Raw genomic sequence first — 25325 nt, forward strand, 5'->3', positions numbered from 1 at the left:
AGTATTTTATAGAGGAAACGCATGAAATACTATTAACTATTTATTAATTTTAGTAAACGTGTGCAGTAAAAGAAATATAATTTTATAAGATTTAATTTTGAAAAATGTGGTAGAAAGAATTATAAAGGAGGCAGATTGATTATGAAAATAGCTATTTACGGAGCAGGATCTCTTGGAACAATTATGGGTGCGTTCTTATCTGAATCAAACCCAGACGTTGATTTAATCGATGTGAATGAAGCACATGTCAATGAATTAAATAATAACGGTGCACATATCGTAGGCAAGGTAGATTATTCACAGAATGTAAAAGCTCTTACACCTAGTCAAATCAACGATAAATACGATATCGTTCTACTTTTAACTAAACAAGTCTTTAATAAAGATGTATTGCCAACAGTAAAAGAAATTCTCAAAGATGATGGTGTATTAGTTTCACTACAAAATGGTGTACCAGAGGAATTTATTCAACAAACAATTCCAAAAGAACAAATTGTAGCTGGATCAGTTGAATTCGGTGCAACGTTCGAAGGCCCTGGTAAATCCAAACTTACTACTGAATTTGAATCTTTCAAAGAAAATGCAATTCAAATTGGTGAATTAAACGGAGAAATCACTGAACGTATACAAAATATCCAAAAAGCACTTTCTCCTATTGGTGGTATTAGTATATCTGAAAATTTACCAGGTACTAAATGGGCTAAATTAATTATTAACAGTGCCTTTAGTGGTATGTCTGCAGCGACTGGAGGAACATATGGTGACGTTGTAGATAGTGATACAGGCGCTAAAGCAGCACTCTATGCAATTAATGAAGTGATTAATGTTGGTAAAAGTGCAGGAATTGAATTTGTAAGCTTAAGCGTACTAGATTATAAATATTTTGAAGAAATTACAAATGTTGAAAAACAAATTGATGAAATGAGAGAAATGATTAAACACTCTAGATTATTAGAAGCAAGTATGCTTCAAGATTTACAAAAACAACGTCCAACAGAAATCGATTATATTAACGGTATTGTTACAAAATTAGGCAAAGAAAATAACGTTAACACACCAGTTAACGATTTAATTGTAGAGATTGTTTCAGATGCCCAAAATCAAAAAACAGTACCTGATTTCAATGAAAGTATAGAAAAATTTAAATCAGTTGTAGAATAAAATTGGAATGATTCATTTAAAGGAGCATTTAAACAATGAAAAAAGAAGACGTTCAAAACGTTGCTTCAACACCAGTGAACTCACCTATTTACCCACTCACTGAAATATATTTCAGAGACCGCGAATATTTAAATATTGTATATGAAACTGATAAAGAAGCTTTAGAAAAGGTTGTTCCAGAACCCTTAAAAGTCATTGATAATAAAATTAAATTTGAGATTATTAGCATGCCTGACGCTACAGGTCTAGGTAGTTATATGGAAGCAGGTCAAGTTATTCCTGTTGAATATAACGGTGAACAAGGTGAATTTTATCTATCAATGTATGTAGATAATCAAGCAGCTATCGCATCAGGACGAGAAATTTCTGCTTTTCCAAAAAAATCGGGTGAACCTAATCTTTATGTAGACAACGATGTCATCGTAGGTACATTAGATTATCGTTCTCTAAGAGTAGCTCAAGCGACTATGGGATATGATTACTATAAAATGGAAGATCAAGAAGCAATTGATGCGATTACACAACCACAATTTATGTTAAAGCAATTCAGAGATTATGATACGACTTTAATTAAAAATGAATTAACACGTAGCCAAATTACAGATATTCACTTAAAACGTGCTTACAGAAGTCCAGCTAGATTACAATTATTCGAACATGTAATGGCACCACTGGCTGACTTCCCAGTTAGAAAAATTGTTGATGCACAACACATCATTGCGGATTTATCTTTAGGACAACCCGAACCCATCTATGATTATTTAAAAGACGAATAATCTAAGTTAGTATTAAAAACTTCTTATAAAAATAACTATATATAAGCTCTAAAAGTTAGGCGCGTTAATCCTACTTTTAGAGCTTATTTTTATACAATAAAACACCCCTGTTAACAGGGGTGTTTGTGCGATTAAGTATCCAATTATAAGTGATAATCATTTGCTTCTTAACTTGTAATGGCGATTGTTAAGACTCTACACTACTGTCCATTCTTGCTTCAAATTCATCAAGCAATGCACGTGCTTCGTCTACAGTTTCGGTGCTCATCAATTGATGACGTAGTTGGCTCGCGCCTTTAATACCACGGACATAAATTTTAAAGAATCTGCGTAAAGCTTTGAATTGTTGAGTTTCCTCAGTAGAATGCTTTTCAAACAATGTTAAATGTAATCTAAACAAGTCTAATAACTCTTTGCTTGTATGTTCGCGCGGTTCCTTTTCAAAAGCAAAAGGATTATTGAAAATACCTCTCCCAATCATGACACCATCAATGCCATATTTAGTGGCAAGTTCCATACCTGTTTGTCTATCTGGGATATCACCATTAATTGTTAGTAACGTATCTGGTGCAATCTCATCACGCAAGTTCTTGATTGCTTCAATTAATTCCCAGTGTGCATCTACTTTACTCATCTCTTTACGACTGCGTAGATGGATAGATAAGTTTGCGATGTCTTGTTCGAAGACATGTTTCAACCAATCCTTCCACTCGTCTATATCATAGTAACCAAGGCGTGTTTTAACACTTACTGGTAAACCGCCTTCTTTAGTGGCTTGAATAATTTCAGCTGCTCTTTCAGGACGAAGAATTAAGCCTGAACCTTTACCTTTTTTCGCAACATTCGCTACAGGGCAGCCCATATTTAGATCAATGCCTTTAAAGCCCATTTCTGCTAAGCCAATACTCATTTCTCGGAATTGCTCTGGCTTGTCTCCCCATATATGAGCGACCATAGGCTGTTCATCTTCACTAAATGTTAAGCGCCCACGCACACTGTGTATACCTTCAGGGTGACAATAACTCTCAGTATTTGTAAATTCAGTGAAAAACACATCCGGTCTAGCTGCTTCGCTCACAACATGACGAAAGACGATATCTGTCACGTCTTCCATAGGAGCCAAAATGAAAAATGGACGTGGTAATTCACTCCAAAAATTTTCTTTCATAGTATATTTAAACCTTCTTCATTATAAGTATCTCGAATTTTTACGCATGATGATATTACCACAAAAGATGAACTTATACAAAAGGAATTTTCCAGTCATAACCATGAAAGCGGGAGGTCTTCCAGTAGTCTAAAAGATGTAATTTTAAGGTGATTTACATAAAATTTATCTAAAGACTAGTTAATTCTTTCTCTATTACCACTATATTTAGTACGTTGACAAGCTAGGACTATAAATACAATTGCAAATGGAAAAGCTATTAAATTGCCAAAACTACTTACGTAATCACCAACTAGGAACGGTTGAAAGAACCACTGTAAACCTATAGGTATAATTGCCCAATAGATTGACTGATTGGTGTCACGCATTCTTCTTGCACCAATTGATGTTAGAGGTAAATAAAAAATCGTTAATGCAAGTTGATCTATAAAACTGTCTTGAGCTGATAACAGGTATAAGAAGAGAAAAACTAAGACGCCTGTTAAAGCATTGAATAAGTAGAACCACCAAAACCCTCTACGTGATGTTATCCCTTTGTAATTAAAAATATGTTTCCAACCATCTATGAAAAGTTCGAAAGGATTTTTCTTACTATGTTGATTGTTAGTTTGAAAATCTTGATTAGAATTCGAATTTAACTTTTCTATGTTATGTCCACAATTAGAACAAAATCTAGAATCTCCCTCTATTTTAGTACCACAATTAGAACAATACATTTTATTCATCTCTTTTCATTTTATTTAAAGTTTTCAGTTGAATTATGAGGAAAATTACTCTTCGTCATCGTTTCCAATACCGTCATGTGCCGGCGACATACCTGGACCACCTACATCGCCTCTAGGATTATTAGGATTGTAACCTATTCCCTCTTGTTCACTTTTTGATAAGCTGTCTAGTTCACTTTGGCTCATTTTATTCTGTTCTCTGGAAGTACTCCATTCTTTAGCCATAGCGTCTGATGTTGGTTGTAACTTTCCTTCATTAACTAACTTCCAAGCTTCAGGTGTCATTTCACTAGTGGAAACAAAACCATCACCATTTTTATCATATTGCATTACATTATTTGGGTCTTCTTCTGAATTTGTTTGATTAGTAGTCGTTTGCGTACTACTTTCAGCAGATTGATTATTATTTAAATCTTGTTGAACATTGTCGTTAGAGTTATCAGTTCTCTTTTTTGTTTTTTTGTCTTTATTATCTTTTTTATTGCTCACTTGATTCTTGTTAGAACTATGAGCCTTTGTATCATTATTAAATAGCGTATCTTTTGCAAAACTTACTACAAATAATACTAGCCCAATAAATACTATTGATAGAATTGCAATTAATAGAATATTAATAGCTTTTTTCATTGTTTATCCCCTTTGCTATAATAGTTTGAATTTCAGTAATCTCATTTTATACAATTTTTATAGTTTTATCCACTACATTTTTTTGGTTTTATTAATGAATTAATTTTTATACTAGCCCATAATGAATGCTTATTAAATGTCATTGATTATAAATATGATTAATGATAAAACGCTCTTTCATAATAAATTCCAACTTGATTTTAAACTGTAAAAAACTTTATTAATATCGTGTTGTTTATATTGTGCCAAACTCAATTATACATTATAGTGAAAATACATATAAAAATTATACATATGTTTTAAGAAAGTGGGGAAACTCATAGTGAATAAAGGGGATATATTGGGAAGATTCACTCGTATCATCGTTGCATTGTTGATGATCATTGGTTTATCTGCGTTATTTCAAATCAATGAAGCGGGTGCCGCAACTAAAGGGAATGTTGTAAAGGTGAAAGGGACGCCTAAACAACAAGTAGGTATTCAACACGATCATCATGTAGCTAAAACTAAAAGTAATATTCAATCGACACAAGTCCTTCAGAATAGTAATTATCGTACGCCAAAGACTCAACCAACTTCAACACAATATGTAAAACACACACACTCATCTTCGAATCATGTGGTACCAAATAATAGTCAGAAATATCGTATTGCCAAACGTAAGGGGATCTCATTTTCAAGACAAACTGCGAAACCTCAGCACCGAACAATAGTTAAGCACGCAACAGTTCATCACAAAGTGACACCAGCCACTGTTAAATTTCAAAAGAAAACGAAGGTCGTTCATCCAGTACATAAACATCCACAATGGTTATCGCAAGCAACAAAGACGAGAAAGGTTTCGTCATCTTCAAAAGTCTCAAAATCCAAGACATCACGAACTTCAAAGACAGCGACAAAATCTAAAGCCACAACGTCTAAAACTTCAAAATCAAAAGTCACAAAAGCTAAACCTGTAAAACCGAGCGTTAAAACTTCAGTAAGAACTGCGACTAAAACCACGCATTCACAACCTAAAAAGAATTACTACAATAAGCCACCTAAACGTTGGCCATCCAATATACCAGGTGGTGACAACGTGCGTGATTTCGGACAAACGACGAAAGAATCAGGCCTTGATGACGCTTTAAAAATCATGAAGAAGTATGGCAATAAAGGTGTTTCAATTGAACCTACTAAGGCGAAAGACGCTAATATCGGGATGGTATTTAATTGGAATCCTACAGCCAAACAATTAACTTATGGTACGGGGACAGCAATTGGCAGACATACGATTTTAACTGCTAATCATGTAGTCAATGATCAACGTGCACATAAACCATTAACACCTTCACAACCGCAGAATATGAGAATTAGCTTGTTACAGGAAGGTTCTAAAGTTGGGCGTTCGCTTGAAGTATTCGGCGTTCAAATGCTGCAATATGGTGATGTTGCTTTAGTTTACACATATGAAGACATATCAAAATATATGAAAATACGTAAAATCGCTTCAGAAACTACCATTAAATCAATGAAAGCCAACACGCCTATCCATATGTATCACTATGGTACGCCGAGCGGAAAATATAAAAACGATCCAGCTGGCACAATGTACCATTCCAAAGGTAAATATTCGATGACAGCACGTAATGTTAATCCTATTGGTTACTATCAAATGATGGCTGAACCTGGTTCGTCTGGTGGGGCAGTCTTAAATAGTAAAAATGAAATTGTCGGTGTCCATGCGTTCAGAGTAGATTCAGGAGAGTACAAGACGTATCATTTAAACACTATGGCAGAAATCAGAGGGAAGTTACGTAAAGAAATTATTGATAATATTTTATAGGATTGATGGTATAGTACGAAAATTGATTGCGCACGAATTGAAAATATGAAGTAATTTAAGTTTGGACCTCTAAAGTAGTTATAAACTCTAAATTAGAACTCGGCTAGGCAACGTTGTGTTGCTTAGCTTTTTTCATATTTAGCCGATAAGTTCATATAAGTGTATTTATTATATCCTGTAACTTAATCATTGCTATACTAGGGTAACGATATAAACGAAGGGGGTACTATATGTTTCTTGCATGGAATGAGATTAAACGCAATAAGCTTAAGTTTGGTCTAATCATCGGTATTTTAGTTCTCATAAGCTATTTATTATTTTTACTTTCAGGCTTAGCTAATGGCTTAATCAATATGAACACAGAAGGAATTAAGAAGTGGAAGGCGGATGCCATTGTTTTAAATAAAGATGCGAATCAAACTGTTCAACAATCTATTTTTAAAACGTCTAAAGTAGGAGATCAGTTTAAAGAGAGGTCATCATTGAAGCAGATGGGCGTGATCGCCTCCAATGGTAGTCATGAAGAGAATTCATTACTCTTTGGGGTTAAATCAGATTCATTTTTAATTCCGAAAATCACTAAAGGCAAAAAGTTCACTAAAGATAATGAGGTTGTGATTGATCAGACACTTAAGGATAAAGGCTTTAAAGTAGGAGATGAGATTAAATTATCTCAGTCTGATGAAAAGTTACATATCGTAGGTGTCTCAGAAAGTGCTAAATATAATGCTTCGCCAGTCATTTTCACTAATAATAAAACAATACAAAAAATTAATCCGGCTCTAACATCAGAGAAAACAAATGCGGTGGTTGTACGAGATAAACATTGGAAAGATAAAAAAGTAAATAACGACCTTGAAGTCATAGGTATAAATAAGTTTATTGAAGACCTCCCTGGATATAAACCACAAAATTTAACAATGAACTTTATGATTACATTCTTATTTGTGATTTCAGCAACAGTGATTGGCGTCTTCTTGTATGTCATTACATTGCAGAAGAAGAACTTATTTGGCGTATTGAAAGCGCAAGGATTTACCAATGGTTTCTTGATGAAGATGGTTTTAGCACAAACATTTATCCTTGCATTGATTGGTACTTTGATAGGTTTAGTACTTACATTACTCACAAGTTTAATTTTACCAGAGGCAGTGCCGGTACAATTTAATATGATGACGCTGATTCTGTTTGGAATAGTCTTGATACTGACTTCTCTCGTTGGCAGTTTATTCTCAGTGGCATCTATTAGAAAGATTGACCCACTTAAAGCAATAGAATAAGGAGGTGCGACAATGTTGAAATTTGATAAAGTATCGAAAGAATTTAAAGACGGAAATCAAATGATTGAAGCGGTTAAATCGACATCTTTAACCTTTGATAAAGGCGAATTAGTAGCTATTGTAGGACCTTCAGGTTCTGGGAAAAGTACATTCCTAACAATGGCTGGAGCACTACAGACGCCAACACACGGAGAAATACACATTAATGATAATAGAATTTCACAATTGAGTCAGAAGCAACTAGCTAAGATGAGAATGCAAGAAATTGGCTTTATTTTACAATCCACGAACTTAGTACCTTTTCTAACTATAAAGCAACAATTTCATTTATTGAAAAAATATAAAAAAGACGTGTTAAGTACTGAAGAATTCGATAAATTATTAAACGATTTAGGTTTAAAAGAAATTGAGAATAAACTACCTTCTGAAGTATCAGGAGGGCAAAAGCAACGTGTCGCAATTGCTAAGGCAATTTATACGAAACCTTCTATTATATTAGCCGATGAACCGACAGCTTCACTGGATACAGACAATGCAATGGCAGTGATGGGAATTTTAAAAGAACAGTCTAAGCAACGTCATAAAACCTGTATTATCGTGACGCACGATGAACGATTAACACAATTTTGCGATAAGACATATCATATGCAAGATGGTTACTTAAAAGAACAGTAACTCAATCTCGGAACATAAATTAATTTTGATTTAGGTAAAACGGTAATTTCTAACGATACTAATGTAGAAATTATCGTTTTTTCTTTAAAAATAAGCAGTTGTAAACTTCTAAATTGACTTTATAACTAACTTGTAACTATAATAGTTACATGAGGTGAGATATTTGAAAATAAGTAGTCGATTTACTGTGGCTGTTCACATATTATCTCTAGTTCACATCGAGCGTAATCAAACACTCACTTCCGCATACATTGCGGGCAGTGTAAACACAAATTCAGTAGTAATCAGAAGATTGATTAGTAAACTAAAACAAGCAGGTTTCCTTGAAACACATCAAGGGAGTGGTGGAATTCAATTATTGAAACCACTCACAGACATTACATTACTTGATGTCTATAGAGCAGTAGAGGTCGTCGAAGAGGGCGAACTCTTCCAAATGCATGAGGATACGAATATCAATTGTGTTGTAGGTGCGAATATTCAAAGTGTACTAGAAATAGTGTTACTTCGAGCACAAGATGCGATGGAAACGGTGTTAGCCAATGTTACTATGGATGATATTGTGTCAGGCATTGTACAACAAAACGGATAAAATCTATCCGTTATACCTAACATGTAACTAATTAAGTTACATGTAGAGCGCACGTATATAGGTGGAAAATAAGTTAGAATCGAAGACACCCTTCAAATAGAATCATAACAATCACTCTAAAAAAGAAAAAGTGGAGGAATTAAGCATGAAAATCGGTATTATTGGAGCAACAGGTAAAGTAGGAAATAAAGTATTACAAGAAGCAACACAACGTGGTCATGAAGTAACTGCCATCGTCAGAAATGCAGCTAAATTAGATCATCAAGATGTGAAAGTGATAGAGAAAGACATCTTCCATCTCACAGTTGATGATATTAAAGATCTTGATGTAGTCGTTAATGCATTCGGTGCACCGCTAGGCGAAGAAGATGCACATGTTGAAGCGGGTCACGCTTTAATTAACCTATTAAAAGACGTAGATACTAGAGCGATTATTGTCGGTGGTGCTGGTAGTCTATTCGTAGATGATGCACAAACGACACGTTTAATTGACACACCAGAATTTCCAGATATGTTTAAACCAACAGCTGCAGGCCAAGGTCGTAATCTTCAAGAACTTAAAGACACAGAAGGAATCACTTGGACATTTGTAAGTCCGTCAGCAGAGTTTGATCCAGAAGGTCAACGTACAGGCACGTATACATCAGGTAAAGATCAATTACTAGTTAATAGCAAAGGTAACAGTTATATCAGCTATGCAGACTATGCGATTGCAATTGTTGATGAAGCTGAAAATGCAGACCACGTTAATGAACGATTCACAGTAGTTGGGGAACAAGAATAATCAATTTAATATATAAAGACATGTATAACTAACTTTATACAATACTAAGTCACAGAATGATGTTAATTCTAACTCATTGTGTGGCTTTTTTGTTTTTAAAATAAGTTCGTGTGTTGGGTTCAATATTTCGAAATTACCCAATGTGTATACTTAATTTTTATAAAACATTAATATTTACTTTATACTAGTGACAAATTTCATATTTTAAATATGAACATATTAATAAATTTAATGTAAATTTACATATAAAAATTGAATTTACTCTTTTTTTGGAATTATAATGAAAGCGGTTGCTACCCTATAACATCAGGAGGAATTATATATGGAAAATATTTTATTCAACGGATATAGTCGCTACACAACATCAAATCATATTCAACGAAGCGCATTAGAAGAAAGAGATTTAGGTGATGGTCGCACATCATCCATCTCAGCTTCCGTGTCTTACACAGTTACTTGGAGTGCCGCATAACGCAGTTCATGATCAATAATATTGTAATTTAAATTATCAAGATTATAGGGTAGTAACTTTTAAATATGAAAAAAGAAATGACTACATGAGATATTGGAATCTCATAATAGTATCAATGATTACATAAAAACAATCATACCATACCCATTTTAAAATAAATAACCGAGACTTACATGAAAGGAGTATGAAGATGTCGATGCTAAAGGATAAGGAAGGTCGTAATATCATTAGTCTTGAAGAAGATGGAACAACGCAATATTTACATAAAGTAATTAAAGGCCCTAAAAGTGATGCGCTCAGAAGGTATCATAATTGCTTGAAATGGGAGGACTTACGCACAAACGATATTCGATTGAATTCTCCTAAGTTGATTGGCTATGAAGAGAACGATTTATCACTAAAATATCAATGGATTGAGAATGCTACATCATTAGAAGATGAATTAGAACAGCCGTCTCCAAATTTTAAAAATAAAATTGCAGAAGCTGCAGATATGTTAGTGACATTACATTTAGCTGATATTACTGATTTGAATATAGATTCAGAAAATGAATTACCCCAACGCGAATCGTTATTTTATGCACTAAATAAATATGAATATGCCGGATGTACAGGTGCAGAATTAGAGTTATTTCGTCTATTGCAACAAGATTTACAATTTATGGAAACGATAATGAAGGAATCTCATGATAATGACGTTTGTATTTGTCATGGTGATATACGGTTGGATCAGTTTATATATTCGGATGATACGCTTTGGATTATAGATTTTGAAGAATTACGCAAAGGTGACCCAACTAGAGATTTAGCTGGTTTAATAGGTTCAATCTATTTTGATTGTTTATTAAAGACTTTTACCGAAACGACTCAAGACACTTCAAATGCCAAAGAGATAGAAGATCAATTTATAGAACGAGGTGTCAATTATATTGAGGAAATGCGACCGTTAATTCAATTAGCTTATCAAACCTATGTATCTAAAAAAGCGATTAATATAATACATCTTTCTAAAAATATAGGTTGGTTTCTCGTAGAAAGAATCATGAGTAGAGCTAAATTTTCATTTCGTTTAACTGCCATAGATAAAGCAATACTCGGAATAGGAAGAGAAATCATAGTGTTTCCAGAAAATCTAATAGAGCTATTTGAATAAAATAGGAGGCCTTACTATGTCAGAAAAAGTAAATACGTTAGAAGATTTAGCGCTGAAAATAGAATTAGAAACGGATTTGAACAGAGTTAAAATAGATAATGAAACATATGATGAGGTGCTTGAAAATCAAAAAAGTAAGTTGAAACAGTGGCTATATTCAATGCTACATACTGGAAATTTAAATAATCAAGTTAAACAAACAACAAAAACATTTAATGATTTGAACCAACAAATAGTAAGTCGTATTAAAGACCCAGGGATCAGAGTAGAGACGAGCACTCAGAGTTTCAACGGTCACACTTATCATGTCATTCAAGGACTTCGAATCAATGAAGAAGTAAATGAAGATAATAGCCTTGTAATACCTTGTTCTAGACCTAATTTGACTCCTGGATTTTTCATGTTCGTACATACAAACAATGGTTTACATATGAATAAGGTTACACGTCATTATATTTATGCAGACACGCCACAATATGCGATAGAGCTATGGAGTAAATGTGTCAATGAGTTAGTTGAAAAGAATGTGAGCTTTTCCGCTAAAGTTTTGTCATCTTCTGATAGTTATCCAAGAAACGATGCACTTGTTTTTTACAGTAGTGAAGATAAAGAAAAAGTTGAAAAAGTATTAATTGAACATATTGAAAGCTCTCCTTTAAAGATTCAAAAAGGTTCTCAACTTGCTAGCCAATTAAGATATAACCTTTACACAGCTGAGGAACCTATTCAAATCAATGGTATCCAACAAAGCTTTGGTGAACATCGTTGTAGTGCCATAGCAGACGCCATTCAGGATTACTTTAATACAGGTGCAGCCTTCCAATTGTTACTGAAACAAAGATTGATTGCGAATCAGATAGATGTTAATGATTTATCTAAAAATGCCGGACAGTAAACTTAAATGTGGGTTGAGCGATTCACTTATCATAAATTGTTTCATTCATTTGTGTGTAAATCTTCGGCGCTTGAGGCAGATGGAGCGCATGCAAATGGTCTTATTTTAAAAAGCGTGTATTACATATTGAACAATGCTCTAACCAAAATGGTTTAAAAGCTTATGACTTATATTGACAGGAGTGATTCAACTTATGAAAGTATTGGCTTTAATTAATACAAATTTAGTATCAGAAAATGATGTAACCATGTTGCCTGATGTAAATATTGCAGGAACACCCATTCATTGTGGTTTGATTGAACTAGAACGACCAAGTTTCAAAGAATATGAGCTAGAGAACGAACATTTCGTGTTAGTAAAAGTTGATGCGTTTTCTTGTAATTACAGAGATAAAGCCATTATTTTAAAAGCTGCATTAAACATGCAAGAAGACGTGAACTTTCAAGCTCCGCCATTTGCTTATTTTGGTTCAGACTTTGTAGGGACCATTGTTGCTAAAGGGTCTTCAGTAGAACAATTTGAAATTGGACAACGTGTGATACCCAATTGTGCGTATCCGGATCCTCCTTTTACTGGTGTGGCACCTGGAGCAGTAACAAATGAAGCTTCAAGAGGATGGCTCAAATTGCATAAGTCAAAGCTTATTAAAATACCAGATCATATGGATAACGCTGTGGCAGCAGGCTTTTCAATAGGTGGTCAAACATCAACAAGCATGGTAAGACGTGTAAATTTCAAACCCAATGAACGCGCGCTAGTACTAAGCGGCCGCTCTAATACGTCTATGTTCATTATTAACAACCTAACCAGAATGGGAATAGATACGACCGTATTAAGCACCTCTGAATGGACGCCCGAAGAACAAGAACTCATTAAGCCAGCTAAATTGTGTCACATAGATAGAAATGTGCATAAGTGGGAAGAAGCGGGTTTGGGCAAATTTGATGTTGTATTTGATCCTTATTTTGATTTGCATTTAGAAAAAGCAGTGAATCAAATGGAAACAGGAGGACGTTACATCACATGCGGTTATAAGAATCAGCATCCCGATTTTTTCGAATATGAAGATGAAAAGACCCCTAATCATCTTAAAAATATAATGTTAAAAGTGATGCTTAATAATCTGTCATTAATCGGTAACTGCATTGGAACGTGGGAAGATTTGGAAAACGCCATATCAGACTATGATGAAAATGAATTTATCGTACCCATTGATAGAAGCTATTCTATTGAAGAAGGCAGTGAGTTCGTTAACCGTACCTATAACACGAGAGGCCGTTTAGGCAAAGCGATAATGCTATATGAGGAAGAGTCTAAAGTGGTTAATTAATGCCCTTTATTACGGTATCGAGAGATTGCCTTTAGAAATGATTACTAATAAATCATGAAACAATTTAAGAGTAAAAAATAATTGAGGAACCACGTAGTTATACAAAAAGATGACTATGTGGTTCTTATACTATATAAACATGACAATAATATACAAATATAAATTAAATTGAATGGGTATGTATTGTTTGATAATATAAAAGAGAAATTTGTATTATAACTCAATATTTATATGAAGATACCATGATTTTAGAAAAAAATTCAAAAACAGAGAGATGTGAAAATGTGAAACATTCGAAAAAGTTACTTTTATGCGTAAGTTTGTTAATAATAACGATTTTTATTGGAGGATGTGGATTTATGAATAAAGACGATAACAAAGAAGCACAAATCAAAAAAAGTTTTAATAAAATGTTAAACGTGTATCCAACTAAAAATCTAGAAGATTTTTACGATAAAGAGGGCTACCGTGATGAAGAATTTGATAAAAATGATAAAGGGACTTGGATTATTAATTCTAAAATGATTGTTGAACCGAAAGGAAAAGATATGGAAGCAAGAGGGATGGTTTTACATATAAATAGAAATACTAGAACAACTAAAGGTGACTTTATTATAAAAAGAATAACAGAAGATAATAAAGGAAGACCTGATGTTAAAGACAAAAAATATCCGGTAAAAATGGAACACAACAAAATTATTCCAACAAAACAAATTAAAGATGAAAAATTAAAAAAGGAAATCGAAAACTTTAAATTTTTTGTACAATATGGCAACTTTAAAAACTTAGAGAATTATAAAGATGAAAGTATATCATACAATCCTAACGTTCCAAGTTACTCAGCGCAATATCAATTGAACAATAATGATAATAATGTTAAACAACTAAGAAAAAGATATGATATACCCACGAATCAAGCTCCTAAATTATTATTGAAAGGTACAGGGGATTTAAAGGGTTCCTCTGTAGGTTATAAACATATTGAATTTACTTTTGTTGAAAATAAAGAAGAAAATATTTATTTTACTGACAGTATAAACTTTAACCCGAGTAGGGGGGATTAAGTATGTACCAAGCTGAATATAAAATAAAATCCAAAAATTTAACTAATAATTCTGAAGAAACAAGTTCAGTATCTAGTATTAGTTATGAAATAGAGAACGCTAAAAATAATGGTTTAAAAACAAAAAAAATAGTAGAACAAATTGAAGATTTAAAACAAAGTGATAAGTTTCCCAGTAATCTTAAATATATTGATAGTTATACCGACCCAAATACTGGAACAACGTCTACTGCTTTTTTAAATAAGGATACAGGTAAACTTACTGTTGGTATGACAGGAACTAATTTTCATAGTGAACAACTAAAGAGGGTAGGTGCTAGTTTATTTAATCCACAGGTCAAAGCATCTAAGCAAGATTATAAAGATACAGCCGAGACACTAAAAGATCTTAGATCAGATGCAAATATTGGACTACGTTCAGTAACCAATAAAGATGCTCAATTTAAAGGTACGCAACAATTCATAAAGAACTTGCAAAAAGAGTATGATATAGAAATAATTACAGGTCATTCTTTAGGAGGTAGAGATGCTATAATTATAGGCACAAGTAATGGGATTAAGAAAATCGTTGTCTATAATCCAGCTCCATTGGCAATAAAAGGAACCCGCATATTAAAAACACCTCTATCTCCTTTATTAAGTAGCTATTTTGATACAAAAAATGATGATGATGTAGATGAACTGTTGAAAAAATATGATGGGAATATTCTTAGAATTGTTTCAGATAAAGATGAGTTAAATGAAAGGGTTAAACATTCAGATTATGTATCAGCAGGGGATGAGTTGATTCTAAAAAATGGTAAAGGCCATTCGATGGATGGTTTTATGTCAGCGAATGAACAAAAAGTAATAAAAAAAGTGCTTAAAAAATTAGAAAAATATGAAGAGGCGAATGATAAAACATATATAAATGCGAAAAAGCAAACTAAAAATAAACTAGGAAAAGTTGATGAAGTTAGAGCAAATCTACTACAAGCAAGTGGAGGAGCCCTATCTTCCTCACAACAAAAGTTATTAGAATGTTTAACTGCACTTTCAATAGCTGAGGGCTTAAATCAATTAGTTGAAGAAGAATTCCAACGTTTGAAAAAAATGTACCATGAGATGGATAAGAAATTTGAAAAAAACTGGGAAGAAGCTCAAGAATCTGGAAATGAGATAGGAAAACATCTTTCTGGCGACGAAGTATTAAGCGCTTTAAATGCTGGAAATGTTAATGAATATAAACTTGTTACCACGCCTCAAAATGAAATTTCTATTAAATTAAGTCATTTATCAAACGTTTCCTCACAATATAGTATGTATGTATCTAAAATTAAAAATAGTATCAATGAAATAGTAAATAAAGACCAAATGTTAGCAAGTCAAATAGGGAGCTTGATGTGATGTTTTCAAATTATAAGAAGATAGAAGACCTGGAAGATGCCTATGACACAGCGAAAAAGAAAATTGATATTGAATTACAAAACCTTAATGAACAAAGATTTCAATTAAAAAGAGAAAATGATCAAAGTTACGAAGCGTTCTTATATTTAAAAAGTAAAATGAATTATAGTGATGATTCTAATACTAGAATGATGAATATTATTGAGGAATGTGATCAAGAAATAAATGCGCATATTCGTCACAGAGAGAGAAAGATAGAAAATTATAAAGATGAAGTAAGAAAAGAATATTTAAAGCAATCTGAAAAGATAATGGAGGCTGATTAAAATATGTTAATGCCGAATCCTATCTTAGGTGATGAAGTTACAGATAAATTAAAAAAGGAAATGGAGAAAAAGAAAATTACAGGTGTAATTGCTCCAGAGCATTTTAAAAGGCACCATGATCATGAAAATGAGATGAAGGCTGAAGAAAAAGCACTGATAACACAAACAATGAGCCATTGCCACGCTTTCAGCAAAAATTTTAAAGGTTCAGCTAAAGGCGATTGGGTAGATAGTGCAATGTCTGAATTGGATAAAATAAGTAATAATTTAAAGAATATTATGGACTAATGAATTTAGAAGCGTATCAAAGTGATGCGCTTTTTTTTACAATGTGCATTTTTGTAAAAGTATAAATGAAGTAAAATCAGAAAGATGTGAGCCAATGCATTATCTAAAGAAAGTAACTATATACATAAGTTTATTAGTGTTGATAATTTTGGTCAGTGGATGTGGAGATAGTAAAGAAGCTGAAATTGAAAAAAGTTTTAATAAAACTTTAAGTATGTATCCAATTAAAAATTTAGAAGATTTATATGATAAGCAAGGCTATCGAGATGAAGAATTTGATAAAGACGATAAAGGAACATGGGTAATAACGTCTAGTATCAATATCCAACAAAAAGGGAAAGGTTTAAAAACTAGACGCATGGTTTTATTCATGAATCGAAATACAAGAACCTCTAAAGGTAAATTCATGATAACTAAAGTAAAAGAAAAAAGTGATATAGGATTTCACACTCGAAAGAAAGAATATCCTGTCAAAATGGTTGATAATAAAATTATGCCAACTAAACAAATAAAAGATGAAAAATTAAAAAAAGAAATCGAAAACTTTAAATTTTTCTCACAATATGGAAATTTTAAAGATTTAAAAGATTATAAAGATGGCGAGGTATCATATAATCCCAATGCTCCTAATTATTCAGCTAAATATCAGCTTAGCAACAATGATTTTAATGTTAAAAAACTAAGAAAAAGATATGATATCCCTACGAACCAAGCACCAAAATTATTATTAAAAGGTTCAGGTGATTTAAAAGGCTCATCCATAGGTTCTAAAAATATTGAATTTACCTTTGTAGAGAAAAAAGGAGAAAATATTTATTTTACTGATGATGTTGAATTTGCCCCGAGTGAGAATAAGTAATGATTGAATAAAATTTCAAAAATTAAGAAAGATGTGAGCCAATGCATTATTTAAAGAAAGTAACTATATACATAAGTTTATTATTTTTGATAATTTTGGTCATTGGATGTGGAGATGGTAAAGAAGCTGAAATCAAACAAGACTTTAATAAAATGTTAAGAGTATATCCGACTAAAAATCTAGAAGATTTTTACGATAAAGAAGGTTTTCGAGATGGAGAATTTGATAAAGACGATAAAGGAACTTGGATAGTTCATTCTGAAATGACTATTGAACCAAAAGGAAAGAATATGGAAACCAAAGGAATGGTTTTGTATATCAATCGTAATACTAGAACAACCAAAGGGTCCTATTTTATAAGTGAAACCACAGATGACAGTAAAGGTAGACCAAAAGATGATGAAAAGAAATATCCTGTGAAAATGAAACACAATAAAATTATTCCAACGAAACCAATACCTAATGACAAATTAAAAAAAGAAATAGAAAACTTTAAATTTTTTGTACAATATGGCAATTTTAAAGATATTAAAGATTATAAAAATGTCGATATTTCATACAATCCTAATGTGCCAAGTTATTCCGCAAAGTATCAATTGAGTAATAATGACTATAACGTGAAACAATTAAGAAAGAGATATGACATCCCAACCAAACAAGCACCAAAACTATTATTGAAAGGGGATGGGGATTTAAAAGGATCATCCGTAGGTCATAGAGACCTAGAATTTACCTTTGTAGAAAATAAAGAAGAGAATATCTTTTTTACAGATGCGGTACTATTTAGCCCTACTGAGAACAAGTGACAATACAACCTAACTATTGAATAAAATTAATTTAAAGAAATCTAAAGATTCGTTTCTGAAAACAAGTTAGAAATTGGTGAGGTTGGAACATCATTTAATAGCTTAGTCTTATTTAGCGTATTGACGATAGATAACTGAATTGAAGGTGCACTTAAATCCAACTTATTTCAATGCTAGCCATCCTTGACGGTGGGGCTCTAACATAGAGAATTTCTTTTATGAAATTCTGCAAATAATGAAAGTTGGGTGAGGGACAACGAAAATAATTTTGTTAAATTATGTTTCTGTTCCGCTCAAATTTTTACAATGCAAACTTACTTAAACTGCTCATTTTAAATTAGTGAAATTATTATCCAAAGTGTATATTCCTTTGAGAGATCCGTTTTCTAGTGAAATAATTTCATCAGCACATGCATTCAGTAATTCTATGTCATGTGTTATAAGGAAGACTTGTTTACCTTGCTCGCGTAAATCTATTAACATTTGGGCAACACGCAACATGTTTTCTAAATCAAGCCCACTTGTAGGTTCATCAAATATAAATACCTGTTTATTACTAGCTAATGAAGTTGCTATTGCTAATCTCTGTTTTTCACCACCCGATAATGACATTGGGTGTCTATTTTTATAATTATTTAAATTAACAATATCAAGATATTGATTGAGTTTTTCGAGGTTAAAGCGCTTCATTGAAAGAGACATTTCTTGAGACACTGATTCTGTAAACAATTGATGATTAACATCTTGCATGACTAGAGTGCTCATTTTTATACATTTTCTTCTTTTATATTGTTGTCCATCAATGGTAAATTGTGCTTTTTTCAGATTAACAAGACCAATTAAATGTTTGATCCAAGTTGATTTACCAGCACCATTAGGACCAATAACCCCATAAATTGCGGGTGAAATAAGGTGAAGTTTAGGTACATTAAGCGAAAAATCTTTCGTATTAAATGTATAGTTTCCAGTAATAAATCCATTCGAGTTATTTGAGCGCTTTTTAATAGGTCTTAACTGTGGCGTTGACCGTTGTCTTAAATTTAACGTCTGATAAGATTTTGTATCTAAAGATATAAATGACTGTTGTGTATATTCTTGAAGTACTCTCCCATTATCCATGTAGACGAATCTGTCGGCATTTTGCATCAAATAGTACAAACGATGTTCCGCTACAATAACAGTTGTACCTATGGTCTTCCAGTAGTTAATCATTTGTTTTAATTTATCTATTGTTTGGACATCAAGATTTGAGGAAGGTTCATCCAATAGAATGATGGGAGGTTGATGAATAGCTACACTTAACGCTGAGACTAGTTGTTTCTGGCCACCTGAAAGATGGAATAAGTTTTGATTGAGTAAATGTTTAGCTTTGAATTGGTTTAATATCTTATCTCTTTGACTAAAAATATATTGTTTTGAGTAACCTAAGTTAGCCAAAGTAAAGACAAGTTCACTATCTGAATCAACATTAAAAAACTGTGTTTTAGGATTTTGAAAAACTGTACCTGTTAATTTAGTAAAATCATAGAAATTTAAATTTTTGGTATTTTGATTTGATATATAAATATCTCCAGTTAGTTCACCTTCTTTAAAAAGGGGAATTATTCCATTTATAGTTTGAAGTAGTGTAGACTTACCACTTCCTGATTTACCACATAAAACAATCACTTCACCTTTATTAATATGTAAATTGATATTTGATAATGCAAAAGTACAACTGTTTGGGTAACGGTATGATAAGTTATTTATTTCAAGCATGAGTAACTCCTTTACCTACGATACAAATAAACCAAAGAATAACTAACAATATAACAAAACTATAGTCTGACAAAGCCCATTTTTCTTTACATAATTGACTAGTCTTATTTGGTGATGAGAGTCCGCGAATAAGCCCTGCTACAGTTAAATCTTTACCAATATTAGCTACACATACGATTAGTGGTATGATGCGATATTCTATAGATTTAAAAGGGTGAATTAAAATATTTATTCCGGTTAAATTGCGTAATTTCAGATTATATTGAATTAATCGGTACTCTTCTTTAATAGTTGGAATGAAGCGAAACATTACAGAAAATGAAAGGATAATCCCTTTAGGTATACGTAAATCTTGCATTGTGGTAATAAATTGATTGGTTTTAGTACTTTTTATAAAAAAATAAAACATTAAGAAACCAGGCATAATTCGTATACTAACTGAAATTATTCCAAGCACAACAAAAAAGAGTGTACCAGTTAAATGAGGAACCAATAGAATTTGTAATCCATTTAGTATGATTAAAATAATCAAATAATGTAATGAAATCTTGAGATAACCATTTAAGAAAAAAAGTAATAAGGGTAAGCACCACAATAAAATATAAATATAAAAATATACTCCAATTGGCGTAATGTATAAAACTAAAGTATTAAATAGTAACAATATCAATAACTTGGCGAGAGTATTTAAAGGCATCTTTAAATACCAGCTTTATTAAAATGTTTTTGAAGCATTTTGATTCCTATTATTCCTCCAATAATAGCTGCAATAGCAGTGCTAACAATAATTGCTATAAAAGCCCAAGAAGGGAAGAAGTTTTTTAATTGAGACGCATATTCGTGCCCGTTAGTTTGGCGCGTATATTCAAAAAATTTTTCACTATTTATAAATAACGGATAATAGTACCCCATCATCCAAAAATTATAGATTGTATAGGTTAAAATATAAGAAATTTTTGATACCTTAAGCGTATTAAAAAGCAAATCTGAAATTAAACCAAAAACAATAGCAAACAATAAAAGTAAAAATGAATAACCTGTTAATGAAGTAATCACTCCTATAATTATTGACATCAAAGTAATCATCCCGAAACGTTTTACTTTAGATAAAAATAAAATAAATGGAATCCCCCCAATGAGAGCTACGATAATAGATAAAAAAATATATAGAATAGGCACCACGCCTATCATGCTTGTTGCAAAAATCACGCAAAAATAAATGGCGGTATAGACCCCCACGGTTATAAAATCAGCCAATTGCATAAACTTTAACTTTCTCATCAAAATCACTCCTAATTAATGTTTTTCAATTATTAATGTGTATGCTTTTCAAATTTTAAGAGTTTTAGGCACCTAAAAAGTATAGATAGCATATGATTTAATTAAATTTATTAATATAAAATGAAATATCATAGTATTAATTCTATTATTGTAATTTTTATGCGATTTGACACAAATACAAATTAAGTATACATTTACATTACATCAATCGATAATCATTTTCAATTACAATTTGTAATAAAAAAATACATATAGAGTTTATTTTAAAACTTATATTTATATTTAATGATTTTTTACAATTTATAAAATGTAATAAAATCGATATTTCAAAGTACTATGCAGTGTAAGGTTCTAAAAATAATTACAAGTTATAAATACATGAAAGAATCTTTCAAATAAAAATGTAACCGCTTTATATACTTGTTAAATACATAAGAAAGGAGAAGAGATTGTACTAGAGCATTTATATGCAAAATAGAATAAACAGCGCCCTTAATGTGTATTTTAAAAACTAATTTGTTTTTAAGTGCTTATAGTCTAATCTCAACTAACACATGAAAAATCAACATTTGAGCAAGTTAAAATCACTTATGGGAAACTACGTATATTTATATTATTTAGCGATATTTGTTTCTATTATTTCAAGTGTTATTAGTTTAGGTGCATATTTAAATGTTTACTATGTTATTGAAAATTTGTTATCAACTAATGGAATTTTGACCAATTCAGTTATTGAAAAAATGAAATATTACGGTTGGCAAGCTGTAATTTATGTATCATTAGCTTTTATGTTTTATGGTCTAGCTTTACTGCTATCTCACATCGTAGCCTTCAATACTGTAGCAAGATATCGAATATCGCTCATCGATCATATGAAAGAATTACCTCTAGGTTATTATCAAAAGCGACAAACAGGAAAATTACGTAAACTCATAGAGAAGAACACCGATGAAGTTGAACATTATATTGCACACCAATTACCAGATATGGCACAAGCCTTAACAACACCTATAGCATTTTTAGTGCTAATCTTTCTTTTCGATTGGAAACTATCACTTATTTGTTTAATTCCAGTTATTTTAGGCTTTCTTCTTTTAAGGTTCATGATGGGAGATGAAAGTAAGTCTTTCTTAGATCAATATCAAGAAGCATCGGCTAATATGGGAAATGATGTGGTCGAGTACATAAGAGGTATCTCTGTAGTAAAAATCTTCGGACAAACAGCTTTTTCTTTTAAATCTTTCAATAAAGCTATAGAAAATTATAGAGATTTTACTATTAGCTATGCATTATCAATGAAAAATGCAATGAGTGGCTACATAGTTTGTGTCTATGGAATTTTTGCTTTTCTTATCCCAGCAACTATCATTCTTTTTAATAATTTTGGTAACTCCAAAAAAATACTTTTAAGTTATATTTTCTTTGTTATTTTTACTCCACTTGTTGCATTTATGTTGATGCGTATTATGGAAAGTTCATATAAAGCTATGATTATTTTTAACGCAATGGATAATCTAGACACAAAAATTTATGATGCGCAAAGCCTACCAAAACCGCTTATCTCCCAAAAGCCTTCTTATTTTGATATTAAATTTAAAGATGTGAGTTTTACATATGAAGGTATGAAAGAGAAAGCACTCCATCAGCTATCGTTTGAATGTCAAACTGACAGTGTCACAGCTATTGTTGGTCCTTCAGGAAGTGGTAAATCTACGATATTTAATTTAATTACACGCTTTTATGATGTGGGAAGTGGGACAGTCATGATTGGTGATGTGGATGTAAGAGATATGGCATATGAAGATTTAATGTCGAATATTAGTTACGTTTTCCAAGAAACAAAATTATTTAAAACTAGCTTATTAGAAAATATTCGTTTTTACAGACCAGAGGCTACGAGAGATGAAGTAGAGCAAGTGATTGATCAAGCGCAATGTCGGGAGATTATTAATAAGATGCCCAATGGATTGGATACAGTCTTTGGGACATCAGGAAGTTATTTATCGGGAGGGGAAATACAGAGAATTACGATTGCACGAGCAATGTTGAAAGATGCTCCTATTATTTTATTAGATGAAGCTACCGCTTTTAGTGATGCAGAGAATGAATATAAAATTCAACAAGCATTAAGCTCAATGATCAAAAATAAGACAGTTATTATGATTGCTCATCGTCTATCTACTATTACACACGCTGATCAAATTCTAGTTATGAAAGAAGGAGAATTGGTTGAGAAGGGACAACATAAATCTTTGATTACTCAAAATGGCGTTTATGCAAATATGTATAACGATTATCAACAAAGTATCAACTGGAAACTAGGGGTGAAAAAATGAATATACAAACATTGTTTTCATTATCAAAGCAAGGGAAAAGAGATTTATTTAAAACTACTTTGCTTACGATTCTTCATCAATTATCAGTAATTTTACCAGTAGTATTATTTATCATGTTGACTGATGAAATGTTAAAAAGTTTACATATAAACAGTTCTCAAACGATTAGTTTATGGAAGTACGTTTTTTTAAGCATTGTTTTAATAATCGGTATCTATGTGATTTACTTAATCACTTATAAACAAATGTATATTAATTCAGGTAAAGAGACAGCTGTAATGCGAGTACGTCTAGCAGAAAAATTTAGAAAATTACCTTTATCTTATTTGAGTGGAAGAGATTTAAGCGATTTTACTAGTACATTAATGGATGATGTCTCTGTAGTAGAAAAGCAACTTACAAGTGACTTTGCTAATTTAGCATCAGGTATTATATCAAGCACGATAGTATTAATTGTTTTGAGCTTTTACAATTGGCAAATGTCTCTTACTTTATTTTTAATCATGCCTATCGCTTTATTTTTTATTATTCTATCTAAATTTGTAACGACACCAACAAATAAAAAAAATAGACAATTAAAACTTAATATTTCAGAAGCGGTGCAAGAATTTTTAGAAAATATAAAAGTAATTAAATCTTCAAATCAAAAAGAACGCTATATTGAAAATTTAAAAGCAAAGATTAGAGCTGTTATACCATGGTCTATTCTCTATGAAATTTTAGTAGGTATTTTTATTTCAATTTCTTACAACGTTCTTCGTGTTGGATTAGGAGTACTAGTCCTATTAGGAACCTTACTACTCGTAAAAGGGCAACTAACAGTAATTGGCTTCATTCTATTCGTTTATGTAGCTGTAAGGATTTATGATCCGTTAACCAATTCTTTATATAAAATAGGAGAATTTATTTATTCTTTAGTAAGCGCAAAACGTATTAAAAAAATTTTTGAAATAGAAGAACAAGGAGGATCTAAAGAGATTGAGTTAAAACAATTTGATATTCATTTTAATCATGTATCGTTTGGATATAACGATAAACAAGTTATACATGATGTTTCATTTACAGCTCATCAAGGTGAAATAACAGCTTTAGTTGGCCCTTCAGGGTGTGGTAAGAGTACACTCTCAAAATTAGCTTGTCGATTTTGGGATTTAGAACAAGGTAGTATAACGATTGACAATCACAATATCAATGATATCCACCCTGAACATTTATTGACGTATTATTCTTTTGTTTTCCAAGATGTCATTCTTTTCAACGATACAGTTTTCAATAATATAAAAGTTGGAAATTACCAAGCCACGGATGAGGAAGTATATCAAGCTGCAACCATGGCGAATTGTAATGAATTTATAGATAAATTACCTGAGGGTTATCAAACTGTTATTGGAGAAAATGGGCAAACCTTATCAGGTGGAGAAAGACAGAGAATTTCTATAGCTAGAGCATTTTTAAAACAAGCTCCAATTATATTATTGGATGAAGCGACTTCATCATTAGATCCGGAAAATGAAACATTAATTCAAGAAGCAATCAGTAAACTCATTTATGACAAAACTGTAATTGTTATTGCACATCGATTAAAGACGATTGAACATTGCGACCAAATCGTGGTGCTGAAAGATGGGAGAGTGATTGAAAATGGAAAACACCAACAATTAATGGCTAATAAAAGTTTGTATCAACGTCTTGTTTCATTGCAACGTAAAAGTAGTGACTGGAAAGTTAACGAAATCTAACAAAATTATGGATTGGGTGA

Annotated in this window: 25 protein-coding genes; 19 read left to right on the plus strand and 6 right to left on the minus strand. The window is 31.9% G+C overall.

The genetic code is table 11. The features are described 5' to 3' along the window. The first annotated feature begins 141 nt into the window (after positions 1-141). Both JMUB898_RS00320 and JMUB898_RS00325 read left to right on the plus strand, forming a co-directional pair. Complete coding sequence (locus tag JMUB898_RS00320; protein WP_002444986.1) at positions 142-1161, plus strand: ketopantoate reductase family protein; 1020 nt, start codon at positions 142-144, stop codon at positions 1159-1161. Between the two features lie 35 nt (positions 1162-1196). Continuing rightward, on the plus strand, positions 1197-1937 hold the full coding sequence (locus JMUB898_RS00325; RefSeq protein WP_002444984.1) for an acetoacetate decarboxylase: 741 nt from the start codon (positions 1197-1199) through the stop codon (positions 1935-1937). Positions 1938-2124: 187 nt separating this feature from the next. On the opposite strand, the gene JMUB898_RS00330 is transcribed toward JMUB898_RS00325, so the two are convergent. The 3 genes from JMUB898_RS00330 to JMUB898_RS00340 all read right to left on the minus strand — a co-directional run bounded on the left by JMUB898_RS00330 (position 2125) and on the right by JMUB898_RS00340 (position 4457). Then, positions 2125-3105 carry a tRNA dihydrouridine synthase gene (locus JMUB898_RS00330; protein WP_002444983.1) on the minus strand — a complete coding sequence of 327 codons (981 nt, stop codon included), beginning with the start codon at positions 3103-3105 and terminating at the stop codon, positions 2125-2127. Positions 3106-3281: 176 nt separating this feature from the next. Further along, positions 3282-3821 carry a DUF805 domain-containing protein gene (locus tag JMUB898_RS00335; RefSeq protein WP_037541775.1) on the minus strand — a complete coding sequence of 180 codons (540 nt, stop codon included), beginning with the start codon at positions 3819-3821 and terminating at the stop codon, positions 3282-3284. A 54-nt stretch (positions 3822-3875) separates the two neighbouring features. Beyond that, the gene (locus JMUB898_RS00340; RefSeq protein ID WP_002444980.1) at positions 3876-4457 is read right to left on the minus strand and encodes a hypothetical protein; all 582 of its coding nucleotides are present in this window, start codon (positions 4455-4457) and stop codon (positions 3876-3878) included. Positions 4458-4779: 322 nt separating this feature from the next. Between JMUB898_RS00340 and JMUB898_RS00345 the strand changes: the two genes are divergently transcribed. The 15 genes from JMUB898_RS00345 to JMUB898_RS00410 all read left to right on the plus strand — a co-directional run bounded on the left by JMUB898_RS00345 (position 4780) and on the right by JMUB898_RS00410 (position 18191). After that, on the plus strand, positions 4780-6282 hold the full coding sequence (locus JMUB898_RS00345; protein WP_206416886.1) for a trypsin-like serine peptidase: 1503 nt from the start codon (positions 4780-4782) through the stop codon (positions 6280-6282). Positions 6283-6512: 230 nt separating this feature from the next. Beyond that, positions 6513-7562 (plus strand): ABC transporter permease, encoded by a 1050-nt coding sequence (locus tag JMUB898_RS00350; RefSeq protein ID WP_126501867.1) that lies wholly within the window; start codon positions 6513-6515, stop codon positions 7560-7562. Between the two features lie 12 nt (positions 7563-7574). Continuing rightward, entirely contained in the window at positions 7575-8237 is a 663-nt protein-coding gene (locus JMUB898_RS00355) for an ABC transporter ATP-binding protein (protein WP_002444973.1), read from the plus strand. A 163-nt stretch (positions 8238-8400) separates the two neighbouring features. After that, positions 8401-8829 (plus strand): Rrf2 family transcriptional regulator, encoded by a 429-nt coding sequence (locus tag JMUB898_RS00360; protein ID WP_002444971.1) that lies wholly within the window; start codon positions 8401-8403, stop codon positions 8827-8829. A 145-nt stretch (positions 8830-8974) separates the two neighbouring features. After that, positions 8975-9613, plus strand: coding sequence for an NAD(P)-dependent oxidoreductase (locus JMUB898_RS00365; protein WP_002444969.1), 639 nt, complete (start codon positions 8975-8977; stop codon positions 9611-9613). Positions 9614-9935: 322 nt separating this feature from the next. Next, positions 9936-10085: a hypothetical protein gene (locus JMUB898_RS12620; RefSeq protein ID WP_002444967.1), complete on the plus strand. Its 150-nt coding sequence runs from the start codon at positions 9936-9938 to the stop codon at positions 10083-10085. A gap of 190 nt (positions 10086-10275) precedes the next feature. After that, entirely contained in the window at positions 10276-11238 is a 963-nt protein-coding gene (locus JMUB898_RS00370; protein ID WP_232019000.1) for a phosphotransferase, read from the plus strand. A 16-nt stretch (positions 11239-11254) separates the two neighbouring features. Continuing rightward, the gene (locus JMUB898_RS00375; protein ID WP_037541774.1) at positions 11255-12133 is read left to right on the plus strand and encodes a T3SS effector HopA1 family protein; all 879 of its coding nucleotides are present in this window, start codon (positions 11255-11257) and stop codon (positions 12131-12133) included. Between the two features lie 193 nt (positions 12134-12326). Next, the gene (locus JMUB898_RS00380; protein ID WP_002444961.1) at positions 12327-13463 is read left to right on the plus strand and encodes a quinone oxidoreductase family protein; all 1137 of its coding nucleotides are present in this window, start codon (positions 12327-12329) and stop codon (positions 13461-13463) included. Between the two features lie 284 nt (positions 13464-13747). Continuing rightward, positions 13748-14527 (plus strand): tandem-type lipoprotein, encoded by a 780-nt coding sequence (locus tag JMUB898_RS00385; protein ID WP_037541829.1) that lies wholly within the window; start codon positions 13748-13750, stop codon positions 14525-14527. Positions 14528-14529: 2 nt separating this feature from the next. Beyond that, positions 14530-15912, plus strand: coding sequence for a hypothetical protein (locus JMUB898_RS00390; RefSeq protein WP_002444957.1), 1383 nt, complete (start codon positions 14530-14532; stop codon positions 15910-15912). Beyond that, entirely contained in the window at positions 15912-16238 is a 327-nt protein-coding gene (locus JMUB898_RS00395; protein ID WP_002444955.1) for a hypothetical protein, read from the plus strand. The genes JMUB898_RS00390 and JMUB898_RS00395 overlap by 1 nt, the downstream gene beginning before the upstream one ends. Before the next feature lie 3 nt (positions 16239-16241). Continuing rightward, positions 16242-16526 carry a hypothetical protein gene (locus JMUB898_RS00400; RefSeq protein ID WP_002444953.1) on the plus strand — a complete coding sequence of 95 codons (285 nt, stop codon included), beginning with the start codon at positions 16242-16244 and terminating at the stop codon, positions 16524-16526. Positions 16527-16620: 94 nt separating this feature from the next. After that, positions 16621-17385, plus strand: a complete 765-nt coding sequence (locus tag JMUB898_RS00405) for a tandem-type lipoprotein (protein ID WP_037541773.1) — start codon at positions 16621-16623, stop codon at positions 17383-17385. Positions 17386-17426: 41 nt separating this feature from the next. Further along, positions 17427-18191 (plus strand): tandem-type lipoprotein, encoded by a 765-nt coding sequence (locus JMUB898_RS00410; protein ID WP_002444950.1) that lies wholly within the window; start codon positions 17427-17429, stop codon positions 18189-18191. Between the two features lie 327 nt (positions 18192-18518). On the opposite strand, the gene JMUB898_RS00415 is transcribed toward JMUB898_RS00410, so the two are convergent. The 3 genes from JMUB898_RS00415 to JMUB898_RS00425 are packed head-to-tail and all read right to left on the minus strand — an operon-like array spanning position 18519 to position 21230. Continuing rightward, positions 18519-19949, minus strand: a complete 1431-nt coding sequence (locus tag JMUB898_RS00415; RefSeq protein ID WP_095323459.1) for an ABC transporter ATP-binding protein — start codon at positions 19947-19949, stop codon at positions 18519-18521. Beyond that, complete coding sequence (locus tag JMUB898_RS00420; RefSeq protein ID WP_002444944.1) at positions 19942-20646, minus strand: energy-coupling factor transporter transmembrane component T family protein; 705 nt, start codon at positions 20644-20646, stop codon at positions 19942-19944. The genes JMUB898_RS00415 and JMUB898_RS00420 overlap by 8 nt, the downstream gene beginning before the upstream one ends. A 2-nt stretch (positions 20647-20648) precedes the next feature. Next, positions 20649-21230, minus strand: coding sequence for an MptD family putative ECF transporter S component (locus JMUB898_RS00425; RefSeq protein WP_002444943.1), 582 nt, complete (start codon positions 21228-21230; stop codon positions 20649-20651). Between the two features lie 590 nt (positions 21231-21820). On the opposite strand from JMUB898_RS00425, the gene JMUB898_RS00430 reads away from it, so the two are divergent. Continuing rightward, positions 21821-23566: an ABC transporter ATP-binding protein gene (locus JMUB898_RS00430; protein ID WP_232019001.1), complete on the plus strand. Its 1746-nt coding sequence runs from the start codon at positions 21821-21823 to the stop codon at positions 23564-23566. Next, a complete protein-coding gene (locus JMUB898_RS00435; protein WP_002444939.1) occupies positions 23563-25305 on the plus strand; it encodes an ABC transporter ATP-binding protein in 1743 nt (580 codons plus the stop codon). Before JMUB898_RS00430 ends, JMUB898_RS00435 begins: the two co-directional genes overlap by 4 nt. Positions 25306-25325 lie beyond the last annotated feature (20 nt).

It is taken from the genome of Staphylococcus caprae, from assembly GCF_003966625.1.
GTDB classification, from domain to species: Bacteria; Bacillota; Bacilli; order Staphylococcales; family Staphylococcaceae; genus Staphylococcus; species Staphylococcus caprae.